The organism is Micromonospora psammae, from assembly GCF_036902725.1.
Classification (GTDB): Bacteria; Actinomycetota; Actinomycetes; order Mycobacteriales; family Micromonosporaceae; genus Micromonospora.
Genome location: NZ_JBAKHM010000034.1, coordinates 1 through 25,315, shown reverse-complemented (window position 1 = coordinate 25,315; position 25,315 = coordinate 1). Strand labels below are relative to the sequence as shown.

Sequence of the window (25,315 nt, the reverse complement as noted above, 5' to 3'; positions counted from 1 at the left end):
TCACTCCTGTCCGTTGCCCGGCGCGCGGGCGAGCTCGACCTCGGCGGCGGTGACGGAGCGCAGCGCGTCGAGCGCGGCGCCGGGTGCGCGCCGGCCGCCGCGGACCCGGCGCAACGCGACGTAGGCGCTCTCCATGGCCCGCCGCCAGCCGCGCTCGATGTCGGCGAAGCGCGCGACGAACCCGGCGTCGACCGCGTCGGCCGGAAGGTCGGCGAGCCACCGCGCGTGCAGGCTGCGGTCCCGGGCCAGCAGCCAGGTCTGCAGGGTGAGGTTCTCCAGTTCGGCCCGGCCGGCGGGGGCGTGGCCGTCCACGAACCGCTCGTACGCCCCGTTGTCGGCGGCCCTGCGGACGGCGGCCACGTTCGCCGCGATCTGGGCCCGGGGCGCGCGGGGGGTCGAGGTGGTTCCGGTGGGGACCAGCACGGCCCACCGGCCGCCCGGAAGCGCCGGTGCCAGCGTGTCGAGGCTGACGCGGGTGGCGGTCGGTGCGGCGCGACCCCACTCGGTCGCGTTCTCGTACGGGTCGACGACGTGGACCGTGCCGTCCGTACCCAGCCCGTCCACCACGAAGCCGTGCTCCATGTGCTCCCGGCCGTGGTAAGGGAGCCAGGGGAGGTGGTACGCGTCCCCGACCACCGCGACCGGTGTGCCGCCCTGCAGTGCGGCTCGCCAGGAACCGGCCGCCGTGGCCGGGTCGGTGACGGTCCATCGGGGCCGCCACCCAGTTCGCCGGGCGAGCCGGTCGTCCTGGTCGTCGGCGGGGAGGGCGACCTGGGCGGGGTCGGCCGGCGTGTCGCGCAGGTCGAAACGCCAGTCCCGGGCGAACACGTCCCCCACGTCCGGCACGCCCCGGGCGGCGAGCAGCACCGCCAGGGCGTCCGACACGCAATCCAGGCGGGAACCGTCCACCTGGGACAAGAAGCGGTCGCACGAGATGAAAAGGTCGGATTGCAGCAGGTCGGTCACGGGAGCATCACCCCTTCCGCCTCGACCCTGGACGCTGAGCCGATCGACCGACAACCCATTGCTCTGTTGCTGTCATCGATGTTTCAGGCAGCAAGTGGACAACCGTTTGTCAGTCGGTCCCGCCTTGCTCTTCGGTTGGGGGGTGCCCTCCACCGTTCGGAGGAGGGAGTCCTGCTTGAGCGATTGGACCGACCATGCTCGATGACGTACTCCGCGCGGCCCGGGCCGCCACCGACCAGGCACCGCCCGTGGGTGATCCCGCTTACCGGCGGTTCGTCGGCGCCCTCGGCGAGGTCGTCGAACGTAACTGGGACCAGATCGAAGAGGCCAACGCGCGCGACGTCGCGACCGGCCGTGACCGCGGCCTCCCCGAGCCCCTGCTGCGGCGGATCCGCTTCACCGCCGAGCAGCGCCCCCGGGTCACCGCGCTGACCACCGCCGTCGCCGACGAACTCGCCCGGGGGCTGCCGGCCGATCGCGAGTACGCCGGCATCGCCGGCGCCCGGGCCCGCCGGGTACGCCGTCCCCTCGGCGTGCTGCTGATGATCTACGAGGCCCGGCCGACGGTGACGCTCGACGCGGCGGTGCTGCCCATCTGCGCCGGCAACGCCGTGCTGCTGCGTGGCGGAACCGAGATCGCCGCGACCAACGCCGTCCTCGGCGACCTGCTCGGCCAGGCGCTGGCCGAGGCCGGGCTGCCCGGCGGGCTCGCCCAGGTGCTGACCGACGTCGACCGGGCCGGTCTGCGGGAGCTGCTGCACCGCGACGACGCCGTTGACGTGCTCCTGCCGCGCGGAGGCCCGAGCCTCGTGGACTGGTGCCGGGCCACCTCCCGGATCCCGATGATCGTCGGCGGCGGTGGGGTCAACCACCAGTACGTGCATGCAGACGCCGACCCGGACCTCGCCGTCCGGTTGGTGCTAGACGGGAAGCTGCCGGAGCCGGAGGGCTGCACGGCCCTGGAGATGGCGTTGCTCCACGACGGCGTCGCCGACCAGTTCCTGCGGATGCTCGCGAAGCACGCCGACGCGCCGGACGTGCGCGCCCTGACCCTGCGCGTGGATGACGCGCTGGCCGACCGGGTACCCCCCGAACTCGCCGAAGCCCTGCCGGTGGAGCCGCTCACCGCTGCCGACGACGGGCGGGAGTTCCTCCGGCCGACCCTCGCCGTGCGGGCCGTCGCGGGGCTGGACGCCGCCGTCGCCCACATCGCCCGGCACGGCAGCGGCCATACCGAAGGCATCGTGACCGGCTCGCCGCAGGTCGCCGACGAGTTCTGCCGCCGGGTCGACGCGGCGGCTGTCGTGGTGAACGGCTCCGTACGGCTGCACGACGGCCCGAGTCTCGGCGTCGGCACCGAGATCGCGATCAGCACCGGCCGGCTGCACGTCCGCGGCCCAGTCACTCTCGGCGACCTGACCACCTGGAGCTGGCGGGTCGACGGCAACGGCGCGGTCCGCTTCCGGACCCGCTGAACCCCCGATCGGCAGGAAGGAATCCCCGTGTCACACGATGTCGTGCCCGTTCCCGAGCACGTCCGTGCCGCCGTCAAGCGCATGGTCGTCCGGGAGTCCCGCCTCACCATCGCCCCCGACCAGGTCGCCGACGGCGAACCGCTGGACGGCCAGCTGCTCAAGGTCACCTCGCTCGGCCTGCTCGGCATGCTGATCCGCCTCGAGGACGACCTGGACGTGACGCTGCCCGACGACCTGTTCACCGGTCGGCAGGTGCACACCGTCGCCGACCTCGCGGCACTCGTCGCCTCGGCCTGCCCGCCGCGGGCGGACCGGGCCCTGACGACAGGTGGCCCGGCGTGAGCCCGAACGCGCTGCTCGGTCCGCCGCCGGTGACCACCACCGAGGTGGGGCTGAGCTGCTACACCGCCGCCGTTGCCCGGTACCTGAGCCAGGCGTACGTGGATCCGGCGGGACGGATAGCCCGGTCCATCCGACTCGCCGTCCGCGTCCTGCCCGGCGACCTGCTCGCCTTCTCCCATCACCGGCACGACCTGGCCGATCTCGGCAACGGCACCCGCCTGATCTGGCGGCACGCGCCCGTCACCGCCGTCGGCGACAGGTTGGCCGCCGAACTGGCCCGCGCCGGTCAGGTGATCGTGGTCGGCCACACCGGCGCGTTGCCGTGGTCGCCGGCCTCCATCGAGGACAGCGCACCGCACTTCCTGCTGGTCAACCGGCACGATCGCGACCGCTGGTGGGTGGTCGACGACTTCGCGGCCCTGCTGCCGTCCGGGCGCCAGGAGCCGTTCGCCGGCTGGGTGGACACCCGCACCCTGCTCGCCGCCATGACGCCGCCGCGGACGCTCGGCCCCGAACACCACCTGCGGACCGCCTACGCCCTCGGCGTCCCGACCGCACCGCCGCCCGGCCGGCCACTGTGGCTGGCCGCCCGCCCGGCCGCCCCGGAACCGGCCGCCGGCCACAGCGGATGGCACACCGAACCGCTCGCTGTGCTGGACCTGCTCGCCGACTTCTTCGCGGGCCTCGACGCCGCCGGACGACGGGCCCGGTTCGTCGAGGACCTGTGGGCCGCGGCGCAGCACCACACGTACCGCTGCAGCTACCTGCTCGACCGGGTCGACCTCAGTCCCGGCCAGCGGAGAACCGTGGCCGCCGCCCGTGGCGCCTGGGAGGCGTTGCCGATGGCGCTGCGCTTCGCCGCCGACTCGGCTGCCCGGGGGCGGCCCCGACCGGCTCTGGTCGCGGCCAGCTTCGCTCCGCTGCGCCGTGCCGAGCACGACCTGATCACCGTCCTGACCGCACACGGATGGCACCGCTCCGGCGACGTACTCGCCGGATCCGAACCCCGCGAGAAGAGGGCCGCGTAGATGTCAACCGACCAGCACCGACCGGCACTGTGGTTCAGCGCTCTCACCAGCGCGACCGACGACGACCACCGTCACCGCGCCCTGGAGTCGGGTGAGGGCTGCTTCGTCCGCGACGGCGCGGGCCGGCGGTACCTCGATGCCCGCTCGGCGTTGTGGAACGCCGCACTCGGGTACGACAACCCCCGGGTCCGGGCTGCAATGCATCGACAGCTGGACACCCTGCCGGTCGCCCAGCTGATCCGGCATGAACAGCCGACCGCACTGGCCCTGGCGTACGCCCGCAGGCTCGTCGCGGCCCTGCCCGGCGACCTGGCCCACGTCCGCTTCTGCACCACCGGCGCCCAGGCCGTCGAGGGTGCGGTGATGCTGTCCCGCTTCATCCGCCGCCACCAGGGCCGACCTGAACGTACCGAGGTGATCGCCCTGTGGGACGGCTACCACGGAGTGGGCGGGCTCGCCAGCGGCTTGACCGGCGAGCCTCCGCTGCACCGGCTCCAGGCGCCCCTCGCGAACGGGGTCCGGCACGTACGCGCGGGCGACCCGGACGAGCTGCGCGACGCGGTGACCGCACTCGGGCCGGAGCGGGTCACCGCGATCCTGGTGGAACCGGTGCTCGGCACCGGGGTTGTAGAGCTGAGCGCCGACTACCTGCGGGCCGCTCGGGAGCTGTGCGACCGGCACGGCATCCACCTCGTCTTCGACGAGGTCTCCACCGGCTTCGGCCGGACCGGTAGCCTCACCGCCGCCGAACGGCTCGGCGTCGTCCCGGACATGATGCTGCTGAGCAAGGGCATCACCGCCGGGTACTCGCCGCTGGCGGCGATCGCCGTCACCGGCGCTGTGCTGGCCTCGGCACTGGACGCCGACGTCGTGTTCCCGCACGGCTCGACCAGTGACGGACACCCGCTGGCCCTCGCCGCGGCCGACGCCGTCCTCGACGAGTTCGCCGACGGCTCGGTCCTGCGCAACGTGGTCGATCGCGGCGCCCAGCTGACCGCCGCGCTACGCGACCTGGGTCGACGGCTGCCCACGGTCAGCGCCGTGCACGGTCCCGGCCTGATGGTCGCGGTCACCCTCGTCGACAGCGCCGGCGAGCCGCTCGACAGGACGACCATGACGGCGGTAAAGCAGAGCTGCCTGCGGAACGGCCTGCTGGTGTCGCTGTGCGGCAGCATGGTCGTCCTCACGCCGCCCCTGGTGATCACCGCAGGCGACGTCGACCTCCTCGTCGACCTCCTCGAACGCGGCCTGCGCGAGGCCGTCGAGCAGCCTTCCGGGCCCGCGCAGCAGCTTCTCGCTCACTCCTGACCCCTTCACCTGGCCGGTCGGACCGGCCGAGTCGCAGAGCGGAGAGACAGTTGATGAACAACGACAACGTCGACATCGGACCAGGCACCCGGACCCTGGTCACGGGCGGCCAGGGCTTCGTCGGCTCGCACCTGGTCGACCATCTCGTCGCGCGGGGAGCCGAGGTGACAGTCCTGGACGTCACCCTGCCGGACAAGAGTCTCCCCGCCGGCGTCGGCTACCGGGCGGTGGACCTGCGCGACCCGGCATCGGTGCGGGCCGCGCTGGTCCCCGCCGACGTGGTGTTCCACCTGGCGGGCAACGCCAGCGGCACCATCTCCGTCGACCACCCCCGCTTCGACTTCGAAACCAACGCGGAGGGCACCTTCAACCTCTTCGAGGCCCTGCTCGACACGGGGGTACGGCGGGTGGTCTACCTGTCGTCCGCGATGGTCTACGGACGCCCGCAGACCCACCCGATCGCCGAGACGCACCCGCTGAACCCGTTCCTGCCGTACGCGGCCTCCAAGCTCAGCGGCGAGCACGTCGCCGCGAGCATGGTGGAGTCGTACGGGCTGCCCGCCGTGGTGGGCCGGGCGTTCACCATCTACGGGCCGCGCGAGGATCCACGCCGCGCCGGTGGGGAGGTGTCGCAGTACCTGCGCTGGCATCTCAACGGGCTGCCGATCCCGGTGGTGGGTGATCCCGACGCCAAGACCCGCGACTTCTCCCACGTCGACGACCTGGTAGCCGGGCTGGTCCGGATGGCGGAGCGGGGCGCGATCGGCGACTGCTACAACCTCGGCAGCGGTACGGAGACGTCGATGCGGGAGCTGGTACACCTCATCGGGGAAGCCACCGGCACCCCGGCACGGATGGAGTGTGACCGCAGCGTGCTCGAGGACACCTACCGTCACGTTGCCGACATCAGCCGCCTGCGGGCGCTGGGACACCGGCCGCGGGTGCCGCTGGCCGAGGGAATCGCCGTGCTGGCCACCCTGCTCGGGGACCGGCCGGAGCTGCCCGCCGTGCCGACCGTCTTCCAACGCGACACGCCGGCCGGCGCGCCGGCGGCCGCCTGAGCGGGGGTGGTCGACGTGACCAACCGGTTCGTCGTGCCCTACCACGGCCAGGGCAGCGTGTTCGACGAGGACGACGTGGCCGCGGTGACCCGGCTGCTCCGCTCCGACGCCCACCTGTCCGGTGGCCGGGAACGGGGTGCGTTCGAGGACGAGTTCGCCCGGCACACCGGTGCCCGGCACGCCGTGTCGACGACCAGCTGCACGATGGCCCTGGAGCTGGCCACCCATCTGCTCGGTCTGCGGCCCGGCGACGAGGTCGTCGCCTCCCCACTGACCTTCCAGGCGACCGTCGCGCCGCTGCTGTCCCGTCCGGTCGGCGTACGCTTCGCCGACATCGACCCGGACACCCTGGCGTTGCGGCCGGAGGCGGTCGACCGGGTCGTCGGCCCGCGCACCCGGGCGATCTACGTGACCCACTACGGTGGCCTTCCCGCCGACCTCGACGGCTTGGTCGCCGTGGCCCGCCAGCACGACCTGCTGCTGCTCGAAGACTGCGCGCACGCCCTCGGTAGCCGATACCGCGGCCACAGCGCCGGCACCGTCGGCGACCTGGGCTGCTGGAGCTTCCACAGCCTGAAGAACATGTCCACGATGGGCCAGGGCGGCATGGTGACGTGCCGCGACGACCGGTGGGCCGACACGCTACGCCGGATCCGTGCGATGGAGCCTGACGCGGACTTCCGACCCCGGACGACCCCACCCAGCTTCGGCGGCCGTCGTCCGCCCGGTCCGGAGGACCCGGAACGGCACGCCAAGAACGCCTACACCGACGACTGCACCGCCATCCGGCACGGCGGCCTGAACGCGACGATGAGCGAACCGGCGGCGGCGGTCGGGCGCACCCAGCTGGCGAAGCTGCCGGCGATGGTGGCCCGGCGCCGGGAGATCGCCGCTCGCCTGCACACGGGCCTCGCCGACCTGCCCGGTGTCGTCCCGCACCGTGACCTGCCCGGCACGGTGCACTCCTACCACCTCTACACGCTGCGGATCACCGATGCCGCGCCCGGCCTGCGCGACGAGGTGGTACGCCGGCTGCACCACGAGCACGGGGTAGAGATGATCCTCCGCTACTTCCCGCTGCACCTGCTTCCGGAGTGGCGCCGGCGCGGGGGCGCGTACGGGCAGGCGCCGACGGCCGAACGGATCTGGTTCGACGAGCTGGTGAACCTGCCCATCTACCCGGCCATGACCGACCGGCAGGTGGACCACCTCGTCGACGCGGTCCGCGCCGCCGTGATCCGAGCGCGCGGTGGCCTGCTCCGAGCCCGGGCGGTGGCATCGTGATCGGGGATCGGGAGTTGACCGAGGCGCTGCAGGACTTCCGAATCAAGAACGACGTACCCGGGGCGATGGCGGTGGTGTTCGACCGCGACGGTCCGCTCGCCGCCGCGGCGACCGGGCTCCGGTCGGTCGAGGAGCCGGATGCGGCTCTGCGTCCCGACACGGTGTTCCGGGTGTACTCCACGGCCAAGACGCTCACCGCCACGCTCGCCGCCGCCCTGGTCGGCACGGGCGAGCTCGACTGGAACGAGCCGGTCGCCGCCACCCTGCCCGACTTCCGGCTCCGACGTCCGCACGACACCCCAGCGGTGACCGTCCGCCATCTGCTCAGCCACCGTGCCGGCTTCATCCCGGACATGGTGCTGCACGACGGGTGCGGACGGGATCCGGACGCGGTGGCCGTCGCCGCCCGGGTGGAGGCCGCCCGCACCCCGCTGGTCGGCCGTCCGGGACAGGTTTACTCCTACAGCAACCTGGGTTTCACCGTGGCGGGCCACCTGATGGAACGCCGCACCGGCACCGCCTTCGACCGGCTCTTCGCGGAACGGGTCGCCGACCCGCTCGGGCTGACGCGCACCACCCACGATCCGGCCGTCGCGATGACCTATCCGCTCCTGCAGCACCACCGGTTCGACGCGGGGAGCGTCCGGGTGGTGCACGAACCCCGGGTGGCGGCCAAGCACGCTCCCTCCTCCCAGTGCTGGTCCACGGTGCTCGACCTGGCCCGGCTCGGCGCCGCCCACCTCGCCGCCGACCGGACCGCCCGCGGCCTCGGCGAGCTGCGCCGGCCGCAGGCCGACGTCCGCCTCGACGTCGACCTGCACTACGGTCTCGGGCTCTACCTCGGCCCTCGCGCCGGCGGTGTCCTCCGCTTCGGACACGAGGGCTTCTACGAGGGCATGTGGACCAAGCTGCTCTGCTGCCCGGCGAGCGGGATCGGGCTGGCCTGGGCCGACAATCGCGGCGAGGAGCTGCGCGAGGCTCGCTACCAGGTGATCGAGGATCTGCTCGCCGAGCTGGGTGGCCCCCCGCCGGACTGGACCCGTCCCGCGCCGACCGCTGCCCTCGGCTTGCCGCCGGAGGGACGCTACGAACGCCCGGCCAGCGGCAGCGGCCTACGGCTGGTTTCGAACGGGGCGAACCTGGACATCATCACCGGTGACCGTACGGTGTCGGTGCGTCCCGTCGCCGCCGATGTCTGGGCCGCCGCTGCCACCCTGGCGGACCGGGCGGCGCCGCCCTGGCGGCCGCACGCGGGCAGCGACCGGATCAGTCTCGGCGCCGTCCGGGACGACCACACCGGCGAGGTCACGCACGTGCTCCTCAACGGGCTGCCCTACCGGCGGGCCGACCGCCGCCGCTGATCGGGAGGAAAAGGCACGTGAACGTGACGGGCGCAGGCCGGGCGGGGCTGGTGCTCGCCCTGGTATGCAGCGTGCAGTTCGTCGACGTGCTCGGTGTGACGGTGCTGGTGGTGGCGCTGCCGGCCGTGCAGCGTGACCTCGTGCTCGAGCCGGCGACGTTGTCGTGGATCGCCACGGCGTATCCGCTGTTCTTCGGTGGTCTGCTCATCGCCGGCGGACGGGTGGTCGACACGTTCGGCCGGCGGGCGGTGTTCCTGGCCGGCACCCTGTCGGTGACCGTGGCGTCGGCGGTCTGTGCGCTGGCGCAGCACGGTGTGGTCCTGCTCGCCGGCAGGGCGTTGCAGGGGATCGGCGCGGCCGTCGCCGTGCCGGCGGCGCTGGCGGTGCTCCTCGCCGCGTTCCCTACCGGACCGGACCGCAACCGTGCTCTCGGCGCGTGGACGCTGTGCGGCGCGCTCGGCGGTGCCGCTGGCTTCGTCCTCGGCGGACTGGTCACGCAGGCCGTCGGCTGGCGCTGGCTCTTCGCCGCCCTGGTACCCCTCGGCGTCGCGGTCGTGCTTGTCGCGCGTGGCGCAATCGGCGCGAAGGAGGGCTCTGGCGCCCGCCCCGACCTCATCGGCGCGGGACTCGCCACCGCTGCGGCGGTCCTGCTGATCCTCGGCTTCACCCGCGCCGGCGAGCACGGCTTCACCGACTGGACGGTGTGGCTGCCGCTGGTCTCGTCGGCCGTCCTCGCCGTCGCCTTCCTCGCGGTGGAGCGGACCGTGGTCGATCCGCTCGTGCCGCCGTGGGTGTGGGGAGTGCCGTCGCTGGCGCTGGGCGGTGTCATCGCGCTGGTGCTGACCTTCACCACCAGTGGTGCCAACGTCGTCGGCACGCTCTTTCTGCAACAGGTCCTCGACCTGTCCGCGGGGGTGAGCGGTGCGGTCTTCCTGGCGTTCAGCGTCGCGGTCGCCCTCGGCTCGGCCGCCGCACCGATCGTGGTCGGCCGGCTCGGCCGGGCGTGGGCGATGGTGGCCGGGCTGACCGTCGTCGCCGCCGCCATGCCGGTGAGCGCAGTCGCTGTCGGCCGGCGCGCGCTGGTGCTCTTCCTGATCGGCCTGGTGCTGTCCGGCGTCGGCCTCGGCGTCGCGTCGGTCGCCTCGACCGCCCACGGCACCAGCACCGCGACCGATGATAACGCCGGTCTCTATGGCGGCATCCTGAACGGCGCCGCGCAGATCGGCACCGCCGTGGGCATTGCCGTGCTGCTGTCCGGGGTGTCGATCGGGGCGGGACCGGAACCCCGCACCCTGGATGCGACGGCGCGCGGACAGGCGACCGCCTACCTCATCGCCGGGGTGCTCGCCCTGCTCACCGCCGCAGCCACCGCCGTTCTCGCCCTGCGGGTCGGGCACCGGGCGCCGCCCGTCGTTGCGCACCCCGCCAGGACCACCTGAGCGGGGCACACGCCGAGGATGTTTCTTGTCACCGTCGAGGATCAGGCCGCTCGCGGCTTGAACGGCCAACGCTCGCGCGTAGGCGAGCACGCTGTCCGGCGTCGCGGTCCGGCGCCCGCTTCGACGTTGTTGAGGTGCGAGGCCGAGTAGCAGGTACGGGCCGCGGTGGAGGCCACCGTCAGGCCTGCCTCAACACGAGCCTGCCTCAATTGCCCACCGAGGTCATCGGCCTCTTCCGCATCCTTTTGTCGTAGCCGTGCTCCCGGCCGCTTCGGCACTGCGGCTGTGGACGTCAGCTCGCGGCTGGCCCCGCGGCCGGCGTTTAGCCGCCGGCACCCAGTGGACTACCGATGAACGGACCGCGCCTGTGGTCATTGGCCGGCGTCGGCCTTCGCGCCACCCCAGGGCGGCGATTCCGGCGCCGATCAGGGTCATCAGCGCGAAGCAGCCAAGTTGAACCGCGAAGCCGCCCGGCACCCGGTGCAGGATGCCGGCATTGTCGTGGTCGGCGAGCAGGCGGATGCCGCCCCGTCCGCCGAGAACCAGTAGGGCCATGCCCGGAACCAGCAGCCGCTGCGGGGTGACCTTCCCCACCAGTACGGGCGCCGCCGCCGCGAAAAGCACCAAGCACTCCGGTGCCGCGTACATGGTCTGGTCCGAGGGCTGAAGGGCATGACCGACGCGATCGAGCAGATGTGGCCCTACGCCGTTGCGGCACACGATCCGGACGCCGAGATGCCGGCGCAACGAGGCGGGTGTTTGTCGCCGGACGTGTTCACCGCCATATCCGCTACCCGGCAAATCGGAACGCGGGTGTCGCTCCTGGCCGCTACTCTGCCTGAGGCTCCGCCCCTTGGCACGTCGCCCCTTCCGCCGCAAGTGCCGCGCCGCGCCACCGCTCACCATCAGCCCGCTAGATCCGAATGCAGGAGAACTCGTGACACAGCAATCTGTCGGGACAGGGCAACCCGCCGCGACATCGGACAAGCTCGACGCTGCGGTGCTCAAGGTGGCAGGCGTGGTCGTGCTCGGTGCGATCATGTCGATCCTCGACGTGACAGTGGTCAGCGTCGCGCTGCCGAAGTTCCAGAGCGAATTCGACGCCTCCTACGCCCGCGTCGCGTGGACGATGACCGGCTACACGCTGGCGCTGGCCACGGTCATCCCGCTGAGCGGGTGGGCCGCCGACCGGTTCGGCACCAAACGCCTCTACATGATCGCCTTGGCGCTGTTCACGATCGGCTCCGGCCTCTGCGCCACCGCCGACACCATCACTGAGTTGATCGCCTACCGGGTCCTTCAGGGCCTCGGGGGCGGCATGCTCATGCCGATCGGCATGACGATCATGACCCGTGCGGCCGGGCCGCACCGGATCGGCCGGCTGATGGCCGTCCTCGGCATCCCGATGCTGCTCGGCCCGATCGGCGGCCCGATCCTCGGCGGGTGGCTGATCGACGTGGCGAGTTGGCACTGGATCTTTTTGATCAACCTGCCGATCGGCGTCGTCGGGCTCGTCTACGCGCAGCTCGCCCTGCCGAAGGACAACCCCGAGCCCTCGGAGTCGTTCGACTTCCTCGGCATGCTCATGCTCTCGCCGGGTCTGGCACTGTTCCTCTACGGCGTCTCCACGCTGCCCGAGGCCGGCACGTTCGCCGACCCCGAGGTGTGGCTGCCGATGCTGGTCGGTGCCGCGCTGGTGGTGGCATTCGTCCTCTACTCGTTCAAGCCCCGGCACCCGCTGCTCGACCTGCGGCTGCTCCGCAACCGCAACCTGACCATCGCGTCGGTGACGCTGTTCGTCTTCATCATCGCTTTCATGGGCGCCGGGCTGCTGTTCCCGAGCTACTTCCTGCAGGTACGCGGCGAGTCGACCCTGACCGCCGGCCTGCTGATGGCGCCACAGGGTCTCGGCGCGATGGTCACGATGCCGATCGCCGGCATGCTGGCCGACAAGGTGCCGGTCGGCCGTACGGTGCCGTTCGCGCTGGTGCTGATCGCCGCCGGCTTCTTCGCTTTCACCCAGGTCGACGCGGACACCTCGTACGTGTTGCTCTGCGGCTCGCTGTTCGTGATGGGTCTGGGCATGGGCGGCACGATGATGCCGATCATGACCTCCGCCCTGCGGACCCTCACCGGCCCCGAGGTGGCCCGCGGCTCCACCCTGGTGAACATCCTTCAGCAGATCGGCGGCTCCGTCGGTGCCGCGGTGATGTCGGTGATCCTCACCAACGAGCTGAACGGCTCTCGGCCGATTCCCGCCGTGACCGACCCGAGCGGCGACCCGGTGACCGAGGCCGGGCTGGCCATCGCCGCCCAGCAGCGGCCGGAGCTGACCCAACAGTTCCCGGTCGACCCCTCACTCATCGACCGCGGCCTCGACTTCGCCGCCAACTCCTTCGCCACCACGTTCTGGGTGGGCTTCGCGCTGGTGCTGCTGACGTTCATCCCGGCCGTGTTCCTGCCGCGCCGGCGCGAGCAGTCGCATCTGCTGGATGACCAGCAGGTCAAGACGCCCATCGCCATCCACTAGGCCGGTCCTGCCTGAACCGCCGTTCGCCGAGGGCTGCCACCGGACACGTCCGGTGGCGGCCCTCGGCCCTTTCAGGGCAGGTGATGGAGTCGGCGCGGGGGAGCGGTTGCGTACCGTCGCGACCGCCGACCCGCAAGTGGACGTGGTGCTGGACCGGCACGCCGACGAGATCCTCAAGGCTGCGCCGGTGCTGGCCGGCGGGGACCTGAGCGCGGTCGGCACCGTGGACACGGAGCCTCTGGGTGCCGCCGAGAACAAGCTCGATGAGCTGTGCGGGGCCGGGGAGGCGCAGGCCGGAGCCGCGCCGCTGGGCGCGCAGGCGCGGGCGACGCTCACGGGTGCCTGCGCGGCTCTGGCAAAGGCCGGCTGCGGCCGTTGTGTTCCCCCGCCCCGACCCCAGTCAGGAGACGGAGTACCTGCCGGGCGGAGCGCCATCTGTTGCCGCCGCTGCGACCGATGGAGCACGCGACCCTCGGCGGCGTACCGGCCGGCGCGGGCATCGCCCGGTGAGCCTCCGCCGGTGCTCGTCCTGATCCGTCTGGACGACCTGGTGGCGCTGTCCCTGCCGATCGGCAGGGACAGCGCGGATGCCCCCGCTGCCGCAGGAACGGCTTGGCCGTCGGAAACGTTGTCGGCGCTCACTCGGGCTGCAAGATCCGCCGACGTTACCCGGTTGTAACGAACGCAACCGTTGCGCAACTCATCCGCCGGTCTGAATACTTCGTCATCAACACGAGTTGATACATCGATTCGATGGGACGGCCATGGCCAATCGCAGTGATGTCGCGCGCCTTGCCGGCACGTCGCCCAGCGTGGTGAGCTACGTGCTGAACGACGGGCCCCGCGGCGTCGCCCCGGCCACCCGGGAGCGGGTGCTCGCGGCCATCGCCGAGCTCGGGTACCGCCCGAACGCGGTGGCCCGGTCGCTGCGGATGAGCCGCACGATGACGTTCGGGCTGGTGATCCCGGACAACTCCAACCCGTTCTTCGCCGAACTCGCCCGGTGCATCGAAGAGGTCGGGTTCGAGTACGGGTACACGATGCTGCTGGGCAACGCGATGGACGACGACGAACGCGAGGCCGCCTACGTCCGCGCTCTGCTCGACCGGCAGGTCGACGGCCTGATCCTGGTACCGGCGCACGGGGCGCGGACCTGGATCGCCGAGCTGTCCCAGACCCCGGTTCCCCGGCTGGTCCTCGACCGGCAGATCGCCATCCCGCACGCCACCCAGGTACTGGTGGACAACGAGGCGGGCGCGTACGAGGCCACCGCCCATCTCCTGTCGCACGGGCACCGCCGTATCGGCTGCCTGGCCGGCCCCGCGGACCTGTACCCGACGGTCGACCGGGTCGCCGGCTGGCGGCGGGCGCTGTCCGAGGCGCGGCTCGACCCGGACGCCTCACCACTGGTGCACGTGCCGTTCGGCCGGGCGCACGGGTACCGGGCCGGGCGGCAACTGCTCGGCGGCGCGCAGCCGCCGGACGCGCTCTTCGTCGCCAGCGACGAGCAGGCCGTCGGGGTGCTGCGGGCGGCCGCGGAGCTGGGTGTCCGGGTGCCGGCCGACCTGGCACTCTGCTCGTTCGACGGGATCGAGGCGAGCGCGTACACGGTGCCGGCGTTGACCACGATGCGGCAACCGTTCGAGGAGCTGGGGCGGGCGGCGGTGGAGTGGCTGGTCAGTCGGGTCGAGACACCGGCGACGCCGGCCACCCGGATCGTCCTGGCCGCACGTCTGGTCGCGCGGGGCTCGTGCGGTTGCGTCGACCCGGCCGGAGGCGACCACGCCATCGACGGGGACCAGCCGTGAGCGCCGGGCGGGCCATCCGAATGGTCGTGGTGGGCAGCCTCAACATGGACCTGTGCGTGCGGGTGCCCCGGCTGCCGGAGCCCGGCGAGACCGTCGCCGGGCGGTCGCTGGAGCGTTCCCCGGGCGGCAAGGGTGCCAACCAGGCGGTCGCGGCGAGCCGACTGGGCGCCAGCGCGTCGCTCGTCGGGTCGGTCGGGACCGATTCGTTCGGCACCGAGCTGACCCGAGGGTTGACCGCCGAGGGGGTGGACGTGGCGGCGGTGACGTACTCCGCTACGGCGCCGACCGGCGTGGCGATGATCATCGTCGAAGCCAGCGGCGAGAACATGATCACGCTCGCACCGGGCGCCAACGGAGAGCTGCGTCCGGCTGACCTGGCCGGACTCGGGCCGATGCTGGCCGACGCCGACGCGCTGCTGCTCCAGTTGGAGATTCCGCTGGCGACCGTCCGGGCCGCCGCCCGCACCGCCCGCGACCACGGCGTGCCGGTGATCCTCAACGCCGCGCCGCTGCCACTCGTCGACGCCGAACTGCTGGACCTGCTGCACCTCACCGACCTGCTGGTCGTCAACGAGACCGAGGCGGCCGGGCTGACCGGCCTCGACCGGGCAGACCCGGCGGCGACCGCCGTGGCGCTGCGCCGGCTGGGCCCGCCGGAGGTGGTCCTGACGCTCGGCGCACAGGGCGCCGTCGCCGCGGACGCCGCCGGCGTCCACCAGGTGCCCCCGTTCGCCGTGGACGCCGTCGATGCGGTCGGTGCCGGCGACGCGTTCTGCGCCGAACTGGTCCTCGCCCGCGCCGGGTGCGACACCCCCGGTGCACTGGCCGCCGCCACCGGCCGCGCCTGCGCCGCGGGCGCACTGGCCACCACCCGGCCCGGGGCGCAAACCGCAGCCCCGTGGCGCGCCGAAGTGGACCGGCTCCTCGCCGAGCAGCGGGGGGTGGGCAGCCATGCGCGCTGACGGGCTGTGGCACCCGCGGCTGACCGCACTGATCACCGCCGCCGGGCACGGGGATCGGATCGTCGTCGCCGACGCCGGACTGCCGGTGCCGGCCGGCGTGGAGACCGTCGACCTGCTGTGGCGGCGCGGCGAGCCGGGCTTCCTGCCGGTGCTCACCGCGGTACTGGCCGAATGCGTGGTGGAGGCGGCCGTGGCCGCCACCGAGCTGACCGACCGGCCGATCCGGCAGGGGCTCACCGACGCCCTCGGGCCGGTGCCGCTGGAGCTGGTACCGCACACCGAACTGAAACGACGCACCGCCGGTGCCCTGGTCATCGTCCGCACCGGCGAAGCGACCCCGTACGCCAACGTGATCCTGCACTGCGGCGTCCCGTTCTGATCCGATCGTTCCCCACCCCCACCCCCACCCCCACCCCCGGAAGACGTAGGAAAGGAACACCCCGGTGAACCGAAGAATCGCACTGACGGCGCTCGCTCTGGTGATGACCGTGCCGCTGGCCGCGTGCGGCCAGGAGGGTGACACCACCACGGCGGCGCCCCCGAAGGCCGGCAAGCCGACCGTGTGTCTGGTGATGAAGTCGCTCGCCAACGAGTACTTCCAGCAGATGCAGCAGGGCGCCAAGGCGCACGAGACCAAGCGCGGCGACTTCACCCTCAGCGCCAGCGGCATCCAGAACGAGACCGACGTCGACGGCCAGGTCTCGCTGGTCGACACCTGCATCACCAAGCAGGTCCAGGCGATCGTCATCGCGCCGGCCGACTCGAAGGCCCTCGTCGCGTCCGTCGCCAAGGCGATGAAGGCCGGGGTGAAGGTGGTCAACATCGACGTGAAGCTCGACGACGCCGCGCTGAAGGCCGCCGGGGTCGACGTGCCGTTCGTCGGGCCGGACAACCGCGACGGCGCCAAGCAGTCCGGAACGGCCCTGGCCAAGCTGCTCGGCAAGGGCGCCAAGGTGGTCATCCTGGAGGGCAACCCGGGCGCGGACAACGCCGCCCAGCGCAAGGCCGGGTTCACCGACGCGATCGCCGAGGGCGGACTGACCCTGGTGGACTCCAAGACCGCGCACTGGGAGACCGACGAGGCCAACGCGGTGTTCGGCAACATGCTCACCGCGCACCCGGAGATCCAGGGGGTCCTGGCGTCCAACGACTCGATGGCGCTCGGCGCGCTCAAGGTCATCGAGGAGCGCAAGGCCAACGTGAAGGTCGCCTCGTTCGACAACATCCCGGCCGTCAAGCCGTTCCTGGCCAGCGGGGTGATGGTCGCGACGCTGGACCAGTACGGCTCGCAGCAGGCCGCGTTCGGCATCGACTACGCGATGAAGATGATCGGCGGCGAGCAGCTGACCGGCTGGCAGAAGACCGAGGTCAAGCTGATCACCAAAGAGAACGTCGGCTGACGGATCCCGGACCACCGGTGGGGTCGACGACCGGCCCCACCGGACGGCTAGCGAGGTGAGGTGATCGTCGTGCCCCTGTTGAGCGCCACCGGACTGACCATGCGCTACCCCGGCGTGACGGCGTTGGACGGCGTCGACCTCGACGTGCGCGCCGGTGAGGTGCACGTTCTCATCGGCGAGAACGGCGCCGGAAAGTCGACCCTGGTGCGCTGCCTGTCCGGCATCGACCGCCCGGACGCCGGCACGATGGTGTTCGACGGGGCACCGTACGCCCCGGCCGGGCCCGCGGAGGCGCTGCGCGCCGGCATCCAGGTGGTGCACCAGGAGCTCTCCATGCTGCCCTACCTGTCGGTGGCCGAGAACCTGTTCCTGCAGCGCCTGCCGCGCCGATTCGGGCTGGTCGACCGCCGGACGCTGGAGCGGCGGTCGCGGGCGCTGCTGGAGCGGGTCGGGCTGGACCTCTCTCCCCGGGTACGCGTGGAGCGGCTGGGCATCGCGCAGATGCAGCTGGTGGAGATCGCCCGGTCGTTGTCGGCGGATTGCCGACTGCTGGTGATGGACGAGCCGACGGCGACGCTGACCCCGCGCGAGGTGTCCCGACTCTTCGACATCCTGCGTCAGCTCACCGCGCAGGGCGTGGCGGTGGTCTACATCTCGCACCACCTGGACGAGATCTTCGATATCGGCGACCGGGTCACCGTGCTGCGCAACGGCCGACACGTCGCCACCCGGGAGCTGGCCGGACTGACCCCGGCCGACCTGGTGCGGTTGATGGTGGGCCGGGATCTGGCGCACGAGTACCCGCCGGTGCTGCCCCGGGACGTCGGCGACGAGCTGCTACGGGTCGACGAGCTGCGGGTGACCCCGACCGCACCGGCGATCTCGCTGTCGGTGCGGGCCGGCGAGGTGGTGGGCGTGGCGGGTCTGGTCGGCTCCGGGCGTACCGAGGCGATGCGGGCCATCTTCGGTGCCGACCGCCCGGCCGCCGGCCGGGTCGCCATGCGCGGCGTACCGGTGCGTCCGGGCCGGCCCGGCTCGGCGGTTCGGCGCGGGATCAGCTTCCTCACCGAGGACCGCAAGAGCCAGGGCCTCGTCCTCGACCTGCCGATCGCCGCCAACATCAGCCTGGCCAGCATCGGCAAGGTCAGCCGGGCGGGCCTGCTGCGACCCTCGGCGGAGGCCGCGTCGGCGACCGACCTGTCCCGTCGCCTGCGGGTCAAGGCGACCGGGGTACGGCAGCATCCGCGCGCACTCTCCGGCGGCAACCAGCAGAAGGTGGTGCTCGGTCGCTGGCTGGCGGCCGACAGCGACCTGCTCATCGTCGACGAGCCGACCCGGGGCATCGACGTCGGCGCCCGCTACGAGATCCATCAGCTGCTGCTCGACCTGGCCGCCGCCGGCAAAGGCGTGCTGGTGGTCTCCTCCGACCTGCCGGAGCTGCTCGGCATCTGCGACCGGCTGCTGGTCTTCTCCCGGGGCCGCATCGCCGGCGAGGTGGCCCGCGCCGACTTCGACGCCGAGCGGGTCCTCAACCTCGCCTACTCCGCCTATCGCAAGGAAACCACTGTGGACGGTGACCCCCGATGACCGCGCTCAGCGTGCCGGCAGTCCGACCGCGTACCAGCCGCGTCGCCAGCCATGTCCTGGGTGAGGCCGGCATCGGCGTCGCGCTGGTCGTGCTCGCCGCCTTCTTCCTGACCTTCGCTCCGTACTTCGGCACCGCACAGAACGTGCGGGACATCATGACCCAGATCACGCTGAACACCATCCTCGCCGTCGGGATGACGTTCGTGATCCTGGTCGGCGGCATCGACCTCTCCGTCGGTTCCGGCATCGCGCTGTGTGCGGTGGTCGCCGGCACCGTGCTCACCTCCGGTGCGACCGGTGGCACCGGCCTGCTGCTCGCCATCGGGGTCAGCATCCTGATCGGGGCGGCGGTCGGGTTGATCAACGGCTTCGTCACCGAGTTCTGGCGGGTGCCGTCGTTCATCGTCACCCTCGGCATGCTCTACGTGGCGCGCGGCGCGGCGCAGGAGTTCACCGGGGCGGCCACCATCTACAACCTGCCGCCGGCCCTGACCCGGTTCGGCACCGCCACCGTCGCCGGGCTGCCCGCGGTGTTCATCGTGGCGCTGGCCATGGTGGCGGTGGCCTGGTTCGTGCTGTCCCGCACCGTGTTCGGCCGGATGGTCTACGCCACCGGCAACAACGAGGAGGCGGTGCGCCTGTCCGGGCACCGGACCGCCACCATCAAGGTCGCCTGCTTCACCATCGGCGGCGCCACCGTCGGGATCGCCGCGATCATCTACATGGCCCGGCTCGGTGTGGCCAGCCCGATCCTCGGCCAGGGGTACGAGCTGAACGCCATCGCCGCCGTCGTCATCGGCGGCGCCAGCCTCACCGGCGGCCGTGGCTCGGTGATCGGCACCCTGCTCGGCGCCTGCCTGCTCGGCGTCCTCAGCAACGGACTGCTGCTGATGGGGGTCTCCGACTTCCAGCGCACGATGATCACCGGTGGCGTGATCATCGTCGCGGTCATCCTCGACGCGTACCGCCGCCGCCTGTCCCTACGGCTCTCGGCCAGCTGACCCGCCCCACTTCCCACCCCCACCCCGTCTGACCTCACGGAGACCGCCATGCGCCGTACCCGGAAATGGTTCAGCACCGCCTGCGCCGCCCTGATGGTGAGCGCCACGCTCATCGTCGCCGGCCCGCCCACCCCCGCCCACGCCGCCGACCCCGTCCGGATCATCTTCGACACCGACGTCGAGGACGACGTCGACGACGCCGGGGCGGTGGCCGCCCTGCACGCCCTGGCCGACAACGGCGAGGCGCAGATCCTCGCCATGATGGTCAACACCAACAGCCAGTGGGGTGCCCCGGCGCTCGACGCGATGAACACCTGGTACGGCCGGCCCGGCGTCCCGATCGGCACGCTGAAGCCGACCACCGACGGGACCAGCTCCCGGTACACCCGCCAGATCGCCCAGGAGTTCCCGAACGACCTGCGCACCGGCCACAGCGCACCCGACGCCACGGCGCTGTACCGCCAGGTGCTGGCCGCACAGCCGGACGGCAGCGTCGTGATCGTCTCGGTCGGCTTCCTCACCAACCTCGCCAACCTGCTCGCCTCCGGCGCCGACGGGGCCAGCCCGCTGAGCGGGCGTGACCTGGTCGCCCGTAAGGTCCGGCTGCTCTCGGCGATGGCCGGCGCGTTCCCGTCCGGCTCCGAGTTCAACCTGAACCAGCGCCCGGCCGCCGCCGCGGCGGCGCTGAACAACTGGCCGGTGCGCGCCGTGTTCAGCGGCTACGAGATCGGCGACTCGATCTACACCGGCGGGGCGCTCACCCAGACCCCGGCGACCAACCCGATCCGGCGCTCCTACGAGCTGTACCAGGGCGCCGGCAACAATCGCAGCAGCTGGGACCAGACCTCGGTCTACTACGCCGTGCGCGGCACGGCCGGCCTGTTCGGGCACGCCGGTGGCATCGGCTCGATCAGCGTGGACGCCGGCAACGGCTCGAACTACTGGAACACCTCCGTCGACAAGGACCAGAACTACCTGACCACGGTGGTCTCCGACAGCACCATCGCCAGCTCCATCGAGGCCCTGATGCTCCAGCCGCCGCGGACGGGCAACCCGCCGCCCGGGTTCGTCCTCGGCGTCAACCTCAACGGCCCGGCCGTCACCGTGGACGGGGCGCCCTGGCGCTCGTACAGCGCGGCGCTCGGCCAGGGGCTCTCGGTCGACGCCGGCGCGAACCTCGCCACCAACGCCGTCACCCCGAATCCCGCCGCGCCGGCCGGGGTCGGCCCGATGCTCAGCAGCGAGCTGTGGCGCACCGGGAACATCGGCATCAACCAGACCCTGCCCAACGGCGGATACCAGGCCTACGTCTGGGTGATGGAGGACTTCCAGGCCGGATACCGCTCCTTCCACGTCAACCTGGAGGGGGCGACCGCCACCACGGTCAGCACCGGCGCCGTCGGCTCGTGGCAACGGTACGGGCCGCTGCCGGTCACCGTCAGCGACGGCACCCTCGACCTCGACCTCATCCGGATCTTCGGCGACACCCTGATCCAAGGCTTCGCCGTCTACTCCGGCAGCACCGTCGCCAACACCTTCCGGGTCAACCTGAACGGCTCCTCGACCACCATCGACGGCAAGCCGTGGCACTCCCACGGCGACGCGCTGACCGCCGGCATGACCGTCGGCCCGGCCAACTACGCCACCAACGCGGTCAGCCCGAACCCGGCCGCCCCGGCCGGCGTGCCGGCCATGCTCGGCACCGAACTGTGGCGCACCGGCGACCTCAACCTCTCCGTCCCGGTCCCGAACGGCGCCTACGACGTCTACCTGTGGGTGATGGAGGACTACCGGGCGGGGTACCGCAGCTTCGACGTGCGGCTGGAGTCCGCCTACGCCACCACCGTCAGCACCGGCGCCGTCGGCTCCTGGCAGCGGTACGGGCCGCTGCCGGTGACGGTGCCGGACGGCCGGGCGAACATCGACCTGATCAAGCTGTACGGCGACACCCTGATCCAGGGCCTGTCGGTGGTGCCGCGGGGCCAGCCCGCATAACTGCGCGACGGTCCGTCGACGACCGGCCGCCCGATAGAGCGTCGGGGCCGCCATCGCCGCGCCGGGCATTCCCCTTTTCCGCAGATTCCCGGCCACGCACCCGGAGATGCTGGGGCTCCCGAACCGAGGAGTCACAGCATCTCCGGGCCAGTCCGGTGAGATCCTGGCGCCGACGTGACAACGGGACGCGACGCGCATCGGCGGACCAGCCGCAGTCCGCCTTCGGGGATCAGGGGAGAGTTGCGGTGTGTCATGTGTGAGTCCCCCTCCTGTTGCGGTGTCTGGTGATGTCGGGGGAGCGGGAGCGGGGTTGTCAGGATGAGCAAGCCCGCGATCGCGATCGCTGCGCGGGGGCTGGATATGCCAGCCAGTAGCCCTCCAGGGCGGCCATGACGGGTCGCGACGCTGCTGGTGACCGACCAAGGGGACGGAACGCGGCCGACCCGGTCCGCAGGAATTTGGTCGAGCCTGTAGGTAGCGAACCCCTGCGGGAGATCTGAGACCAGGCCGAACTGGACGGCGATGACGATCGTCAGCCCGGCCGGGCCGGGGCAGATAGCGGCCAACCCCGGCGACCACCAGGCGCGCAGCGTCCCGGCGGCGAGCAGGACTTTGCGCTGCTCCCACCGGGCGAGAAGCCGGTGTGCAGCCGTGCGCCGATCAGACCGCCGGCGCGGGGCGCGCCGAAGGCGAGAGCGTACGGCCAAGGCGCGAACCCGGATCGCCGAGCATGAGGACGGCGACCAGCGGCGAGGTCGCCAAGATCAGGCCGTTGACCAGGACCGTGTTGATGAGCAACGGCCGCAGTGCCGGGTGGGTAAGGCGTAACGCCATCCACCCAGCAGGTCGCTGGTGCGCAGCCGCATTGCCTCGGTCCGCACCGGGCGTGGTTCCCGTCCGCCGATCGCGGTAGACCAGCGACCTGATGACGGTCGGCCGGAAAACCTAGGCTGTAACGGCTAGACATCTTCGGCGGCGTGGAATACTCTTCTTCGAGTCGAGAGTAAAGATCCGTCAAGACGCAGACGGACCGCCCGGCCGTGAGGTCACGACGGGCGGCGAGGGAAGGAACGAACCTCACGGTTCGTCCCGAGAGGCAGTAGGAGCACGTCAGTCCCGACGGATACGCGCCGGGACCGCAGGTGGGGCCAAGGCTCTTTCGGGGCCCCAGCTGATGTTCGCCGTACGTGTATGGAGCCATGAAGTCGCGTGGGCTCCGACACCGGCGGACCGTACGAGAGCAAGGGAAACAAGTAGCAGAGGAAAGGGAGGGCTGTACACCGTTGGATCGCCCGCCGTTGGCCGTCATTCCCGGCTCGGCGGACACCGCAGTTTCCATCGAACGAGAGGTGGTCTCCGGTCACGCATATGCGATCCTCGCACCCGAAGCCGTCGGTTACGGCTGGTGCGGATACGACAAGCCGACGTTCCTGTCGGTAGATGGTGTTATGACCCGTAACCCTGGGCCCCGGCGCGTAAGCGCCGGGGCCCTCGACGTGGAGGTGACATGGGACAAAACCCGGAGGACATGTTCGGCGACGAGAACTACCCGGCCTACACCATCGGCCAGGCCGCGGAGATGCTCGGCACCACGCAGGACTTCCTACGCCGCCTGGACGAGGCGAAATTAATCAATCCGCACCGCTCTGCCGGCGGGCACCGCCGCTACTCCCGCTACCAACTGCGCCTGGCCGCCCGGGCCCGCGAGATGGTCGACCAGGGCCTCGCCCTGGAGGCCGCCTGCCGGATCGTCATCCTCGAAGACCAACTCGAGGAAGCCCTGCGACAGAACCGGAACCAGCAGCATGGAGAACGCGGCGACGCGACTGACCACTCCACTTTCGGGTGAGGTCGTCGGTGGGCGGTGAGCCGGCTGGCCCGCCCTGGGCAACCACCACGTTCCCGCTGCGGCCCTGGCAGCCCGTACTCCTGTTCGTCGCGCCTCTTGCCATCCCGGCCGCCGGCCGGGTTGTGGTGCGGGACCCGGGGGTCTGAGGCGCCGCCATCGGAAGCCGGCTGCCGGGCACCGCGGATTGGCGGCGTGCGGCGGGCTGGAGGACTTTGTTTGACGACGCACGAGTCGGTCACCAGTGTGGTGCGCCATGGCGGGGCAACGGCGCGGTGCGGCTGGGGCAGCACCACGACATGCTGACCTGCCGAGTCAGAGACAACGGGCCTGGTTGGTCGAGGTAGCCGACGCCCTGCCATCGCCGGGGGAGGTCGGTCACCGGGGAGTGTGGCTGCACAGCAGCTCACCGAAGGACGGTGATCGACAACTTCGGACAGGCAACGACCGCCTCGGCGACGGCGCGGCTGTCCGTCCGAACGGCCTTGGACGATTCGATCTTGTGTCTGGACTGGCAGCACCCCAGCTATCAGGTCTGGCCCAGCCTTGTCGGACCCGAGAACCTCGACCCGCCTGGCAAGCCCGGCTGGCCGCTGTCGCCATACCCTGACGGCGATTACTGCATCTACCGCGCGGAGGATTTCCAGTTCGGTACTTCGGCCATCCGTGGGAGTCGTCGCTGTGCGTGTTCGGCGGCGACCTGCTGGGCTTGGTCGAAGCCGATCTGCATGTCCTTGGCCGAGTCGTGCGCCGCGTGCGGTCAAGCGGATGCGGCCGACTGCTCCAGTGACGGGGCGCGGATCTGGACGGCCTGAGTATCGACTGAGGTGAGGGGTGACAGTGGACGACCGTACCCGTCAGCTGCTCGACGCTGCGGTAGGCGAGCAGTTGGCTGTTCATGGGCAGGTTCTGTCGCCGTGGTGGGCGTATGGGTGACGGCGAGTGGCATGGCCGAACATGGACTTCGGCGAAGCAGGTGTACGCCGTCTCGCCGAGCACGGAATCGGCGAGACGCGGTGATCGATCGTCCGCTGTTGTTCCCTGACGTGGACGGCAGGCTCCTGCCGTTCGGAAGCGCCGGAGGGTCCGTGGGCGGTGACGGCAACCCCCTGCTGGCTGGGCTCGATCCCAAGCATGGGTCGCCGGTTGGCGGTGTTGCCGTGCGAGTTGGTCTGGGCCACGACCTGGATGGCCGATGCGGGCGGCCGTGCGGCGCACGATCAGAATGGTGCGGGTCCCCGGCCTGCCAACGACATCAACACCTGCGTGGCGAGTAGCTTGCGAATGCCGGTGACGGCGACTGTCCCCATCCGATCGTAGGGCAGTTCCAATTGGAGCCCTTCGACTGCGTTGCGAAGGTCTGTCGTGATCTCGTCCGGACGGAACGTGCCGCCCCAGCCGTTGAGTCCTCCGCGCTGGTTGGTACTGAGGGAAGCCATGCCGGATATGCATGCGCCGTCGGCCAGGATCAGCCTCGCAGGACCCGAGTAGGTCGTCATAGTCATCAACCCTTCTGGATGTAACGCCGTGCACCCCGGTCCCGGCTGTCTGGCAGTCATCAGGAGGCGAGGCGTCGAGTCCGGCCATGGTGTGCTCCACCTGGACCGCGACCGTACGTGCCTCAACCGTCAGGGCGGCGGCGATGCGGAGTTCGGCTCTTTAGCGATAAGGGTCGATGTCTGTGTCTGTCTGGTTCATGAGCCAGAGGCCAGCTGAGAGTCGGCCTGGGCAGACTAGCGCCCGAGGCCGGGATCGATCCAGAGGAGAGAACACGGGGCAATGCTGAGCTGGCTCCACAGCGAGATGGCCGGCCTTCTGCCGATCAGGCAATTTTCGCGATGCCGTGGTGAGCGCATGAGACGCCGAACGGCGGCCCGCTGAACCAGTCGGGCCGCCGTTCGCAGAGTGTGAATCAGAGCGGG

Annotated in this window: 23 protein-coding genes; 18 read left to right on the top strand and 5 right to left on the bottom strand. The window is 71.5% G+C overall.

The window, feature by feature from the left end:
• Entirely contained in the window at positions 1–885 is an 885-nt protein-coding gene (locus V6U79_RS27465) for a BtrH N-terminal domain-containing protein (RefSeq protein ID WP_334523862.1), read from the bottom strand.
• Positions 886–1,160: 275 nt separating this feature from the next.
• Between V6U79_RS27465 and V6U79_RS27460 the strand changes: the two genes are divergently transcribed.
• Genes V6U79_RS27460 through V6U79_RS27425 form a run of 8 tightly spaced genes read left to right on the top strand, consistent with a single transcriptional unit; the run spans position 1,161 to position 10,264 of the window.
• Entirely contained in the window at positions 1,161–2,441 is a 1,281-nt protein-coding gene (locus V6U79_RS27460; RefSeq protein ID WP_334523865.1) for a glutamate-5-semialdehyde dehydrogenase, read from the top strand.
• Positions 2,442–2,468: 27 nt separating this feature from the next.
• Complete coding sequence (locus V6U79_RS27455; RefSeq protein WP_334523868.1) at positions 2,469–2,783, top strand: acyl carrier protein; 315 nt, start codon at positions 2,469–2,471, stop codon at positions 2,781–2,783.
• Positions 2,780–3,811, top strand: coding sequence for a hypothetical protein (locus tag V6U79_RS27450; RefSeq protein WP_334616396.1), 1,032 nt, complete (start codon positions 2,780–2,782; stop codon positions 3,809–3,811). Before V6U79_RS27455 ends, V6U79_RS27450 begins: the two co-directional genes overlap by 4 nt.
• Positions 3,812–5,119 (top strand): aminotransferase family protein, encoded by a 1,308-nt coding sequence (locus V6U79_RS27445; protein ID WP_334523875.1) that lies wholly within the window; start codon positions 3,812–3,814, stop codon positions 5,117–5,119.
• A gap of 53 nt (positions 5,120–5,172) precedes the next feature.
• Positions 5,173–6,180, top strand: coding sequence for an NAD-dependent epimerase/dehydratase family protein (locus tag V6U79_RS27440; RefSeq protein WP_334523878.1), 1,008 nt, complete (start codon positions 5,173–5,175; stop codon positions 6,178–6,180).
• A 15-nt stretch (positions 6,181–6,195) separates the two neighbouring features.
• Positions 6,196–7,464: a DegT/DnrJ/EryC1/StrS family aminotransferase gene (locus V6U79_RS27435; RefSeq protein ID WP_334523881.1), complete on the top strand. Its 1,269-nt coding sequence runs from the start codon at positions 6,196–6,198 to the stop codon at positions 7,462–7,464.
• Positions 7,461–8,825 carry a serine hydrolase domain-containing protein gene (locus V6U79_RS27430; RefSeq protein WP_334523884.1) on the top strand — a complete coding sequence of 455 codons (1,365 nt, stop codon included), beginning with the start codon at positions 7,461–7,463 and terminating at the stop codon, positions 8,823–8,825. The genes V6U79_RS27435 and V6U79_RS27430 overlap by 4 nt, the downstream gene beginning before the upstream one ends.
• A gap of 17 nt (positions 8,826–8,842) precedes the next feature.
• The gene (locus V6U79_RS27425; protein ID WP_334523887.1) at positions 8,843–10,264 is read left to right on the top strand and encodes an MFS transporter; all 1,422 of its coding nucleotides are present in this window, start codon (positions 8,843–8,845) and stop codon (positions 10,262–10,264) included.
• Between the two features lie 41 nt (positions 10,265–10,305).
• Here V6U79_RS27425 and V6U79_RS27420 read toward each other — a convergent pair whose 3' ends face one another.
• Both V6U79_RS27420 and V6U79_RS27415 read right to left on the bottom strand, forming a co-directional pair.
• Positions 10,306–10,542 carry a helix-turn-helix domain-containing protein gene (locus V6U79_RS27420; RefSeq protein ID WP_442933304.1) on the bottom strand — a complete coding sequence of 79 codons (237 nt, stop codon included), beginning with the start codon at positions 10,540–10,542 and terminating at the stop codon, positions 10,306–10,308.
• Positions 10,487–11,011, bottom strand: a complete 525-nt coding sequence (locus tag V6U79_RS27415) for a hypothetical protein (RefSeq protein ID WP_334616394.1) — start codon at positions 11,009–11,011, stop codon at positions 10,487–10,489. Before V6U79_RS27415 ends, V6U79_RS27420 begins: the two co-directional genes overlap by 56 nt.
• Before the next feature lie 190 nt (positions 11,012–11,201).
• Here V6U79_RS27415 and V6U79_RS27410 point away from each other — a divergent pair, with 190 nt between their 5' ends.
• From V6U79_RS27410 to V6U79_RS27375, 8 genes are all read left to right on the top strand, one after another.
• Entirely contained in the window at positions 11,202–12,794 is a 1,593-nt protein-coding gene (locus tag V6U79_RS27410) for a DHA2 family efflux MFS transporter permease subunit (protein ID WP_334616392.1), read from the top strand.
• A 764-nt stretch (positions 12,795–13,558) separates the two neighbouring features.
• Entirely contained in the window at positions 13,559–14,602 is a 1,044-nt protein-coding gene (locus V6U79_RS27405; RefSeq protein WP_334616391.1) for a LacI family DNA-binding transcriptional regulator, read from the top strand.
• A complete protein-coding gene (locus V6U79_RS27400) occupies positions 14,599–15,564 on the top strand; it encodes a ribokinase (RefSeq protein ID WP_334616389.1) in 966 nt (321 codons plus the stop codon). Before V6U79_RS27405 ends, V6U79_RS27400 begins: the two co-directional genes overlap by 4 nt.
• Positions 15,554–15,943 (top strand): D-ribose pyranase, encoded by a 390-nt coding sequence (gene rbsD, locus V6U79_RS27395; protein WP_334523898.1) that lies wholly within the window; start codon positions 15,554–15,556, stop codon positions 15,941–15,943. Before V6U79_RS27400 ends, rbsD begins: the two co-directional genes overlap by 11 nt.
• A 64-nt stretch (positions 15,944–16,007) precedes the next feature.
• Positions 16,008–16,964: a sugar ABC transporter substrate-binding protein gene (locus V6U79_RS27390; RefSeq protein ID WP_334523899.1), complete on the top strand. Its 957-nt coding sequence runs from the start codon at positions 16,008–16,010 to the stop codon at positions 16,962–16,964.
• 69 nt (positions 16,965–17,033) lie between these two features.
• The gene (locus V6U79_RS27385; protein ID WP_334523900.1) at positions 17,034–18,551 is read left to right on the top strand and encodes a sugar ABC transporter ATP-binding protein; all 1,518 of its coding nucleotides are present in this window, start codon (positions 17,034–17,036) and stop codon (positions 18,549–18,551) included.
• On the top strand, positions 18,548–19,552 hold the full coding sequence (locus tag V6U79_RS27380) for an ABC transporter permease (protein WP_334523903.1): 1,005 nt from the start codon (positions 18,548–18,550) through the stop codon (positions 19,550–19,552). Before V6U79_RS27385 ends, V6U79_RS27380 begins: the two co-directional genes overlap by 4 nt.
• Positions 19,553–19,600: 48 nt before the next feature.
• Positions 19,601–21,547, top strand: a complete 1,947-nt coding sequence (locus V6U79_RS27375) for a nucleoside hydrolase (RefSeq protein ID WP_334523905.1) — start codon at positions 19,601–19,603, stop codon at positions 21,545–21,547.
• Between the two features lie 660 nt (positions 21,548–22,207).
• On the opposite strand, the gene V6U79_RS27370 is transcribed toward V6U79_RS27375, so the two are convergent.
• Positions 22,208–22,345, bottom strand: a complete 138-nt coding sequence (locus V6U79_RS27370; protein WP_334523907.1) for a hypothetical protein — start codon at positions 22,343–22,345, stop codon at positions 22,208–22,210.
• 709 nt (positions 22,346–23,054) lie between these two features.
• On the opposite strand from V6U79_RS27370, the gene V6U79_RS27365 reads away from it, so the two are divergent.
• Positions 23,055–23,396 carry a helix-turn-helix domain-containing protein gene (locus V6U79_RS27365; protein WP_334523909.1) on the top strand — a complete coding sequence of 114 codons (342 nt, stop codon included), beginning with the start codon at positions 23,055–23,057 and terminating at the stop codon, positions 23,394–23,396.
• 416 nt (positions 23,397–23,812) lie between these two features.
• Positions 23,813–24,208, top strand: coding sequence for a DUF2716 domain-containing protein (locus tag V6U79_RS27360; protein ID WP_334523912.1), 396 nt, complete (start codon positions 23,813–23,815; stop codon positions 24,206–24,208).
• Positions 24,209–24,613: 405 nt separating this feature from the next.
• Here the strand turns inward: V6U79_RS27360 and V6U79_RS27355 are convergent, their stop codons facing one another.
• Positions 24,614–24,892 carry a hypothetical protein gene (locus V6U79_RS27355; RefSeq protein WP_334523915.1) on the bottom strand — a complete coding sequence of 93 codons (279 nt, stop codon included), beginning with the start codon at positions 24,890–24,892 and terminating at the stop codon, positions 24,614–24,616.
• Positions 24,893–25,315: the final 423 nt, after the last annotated feature.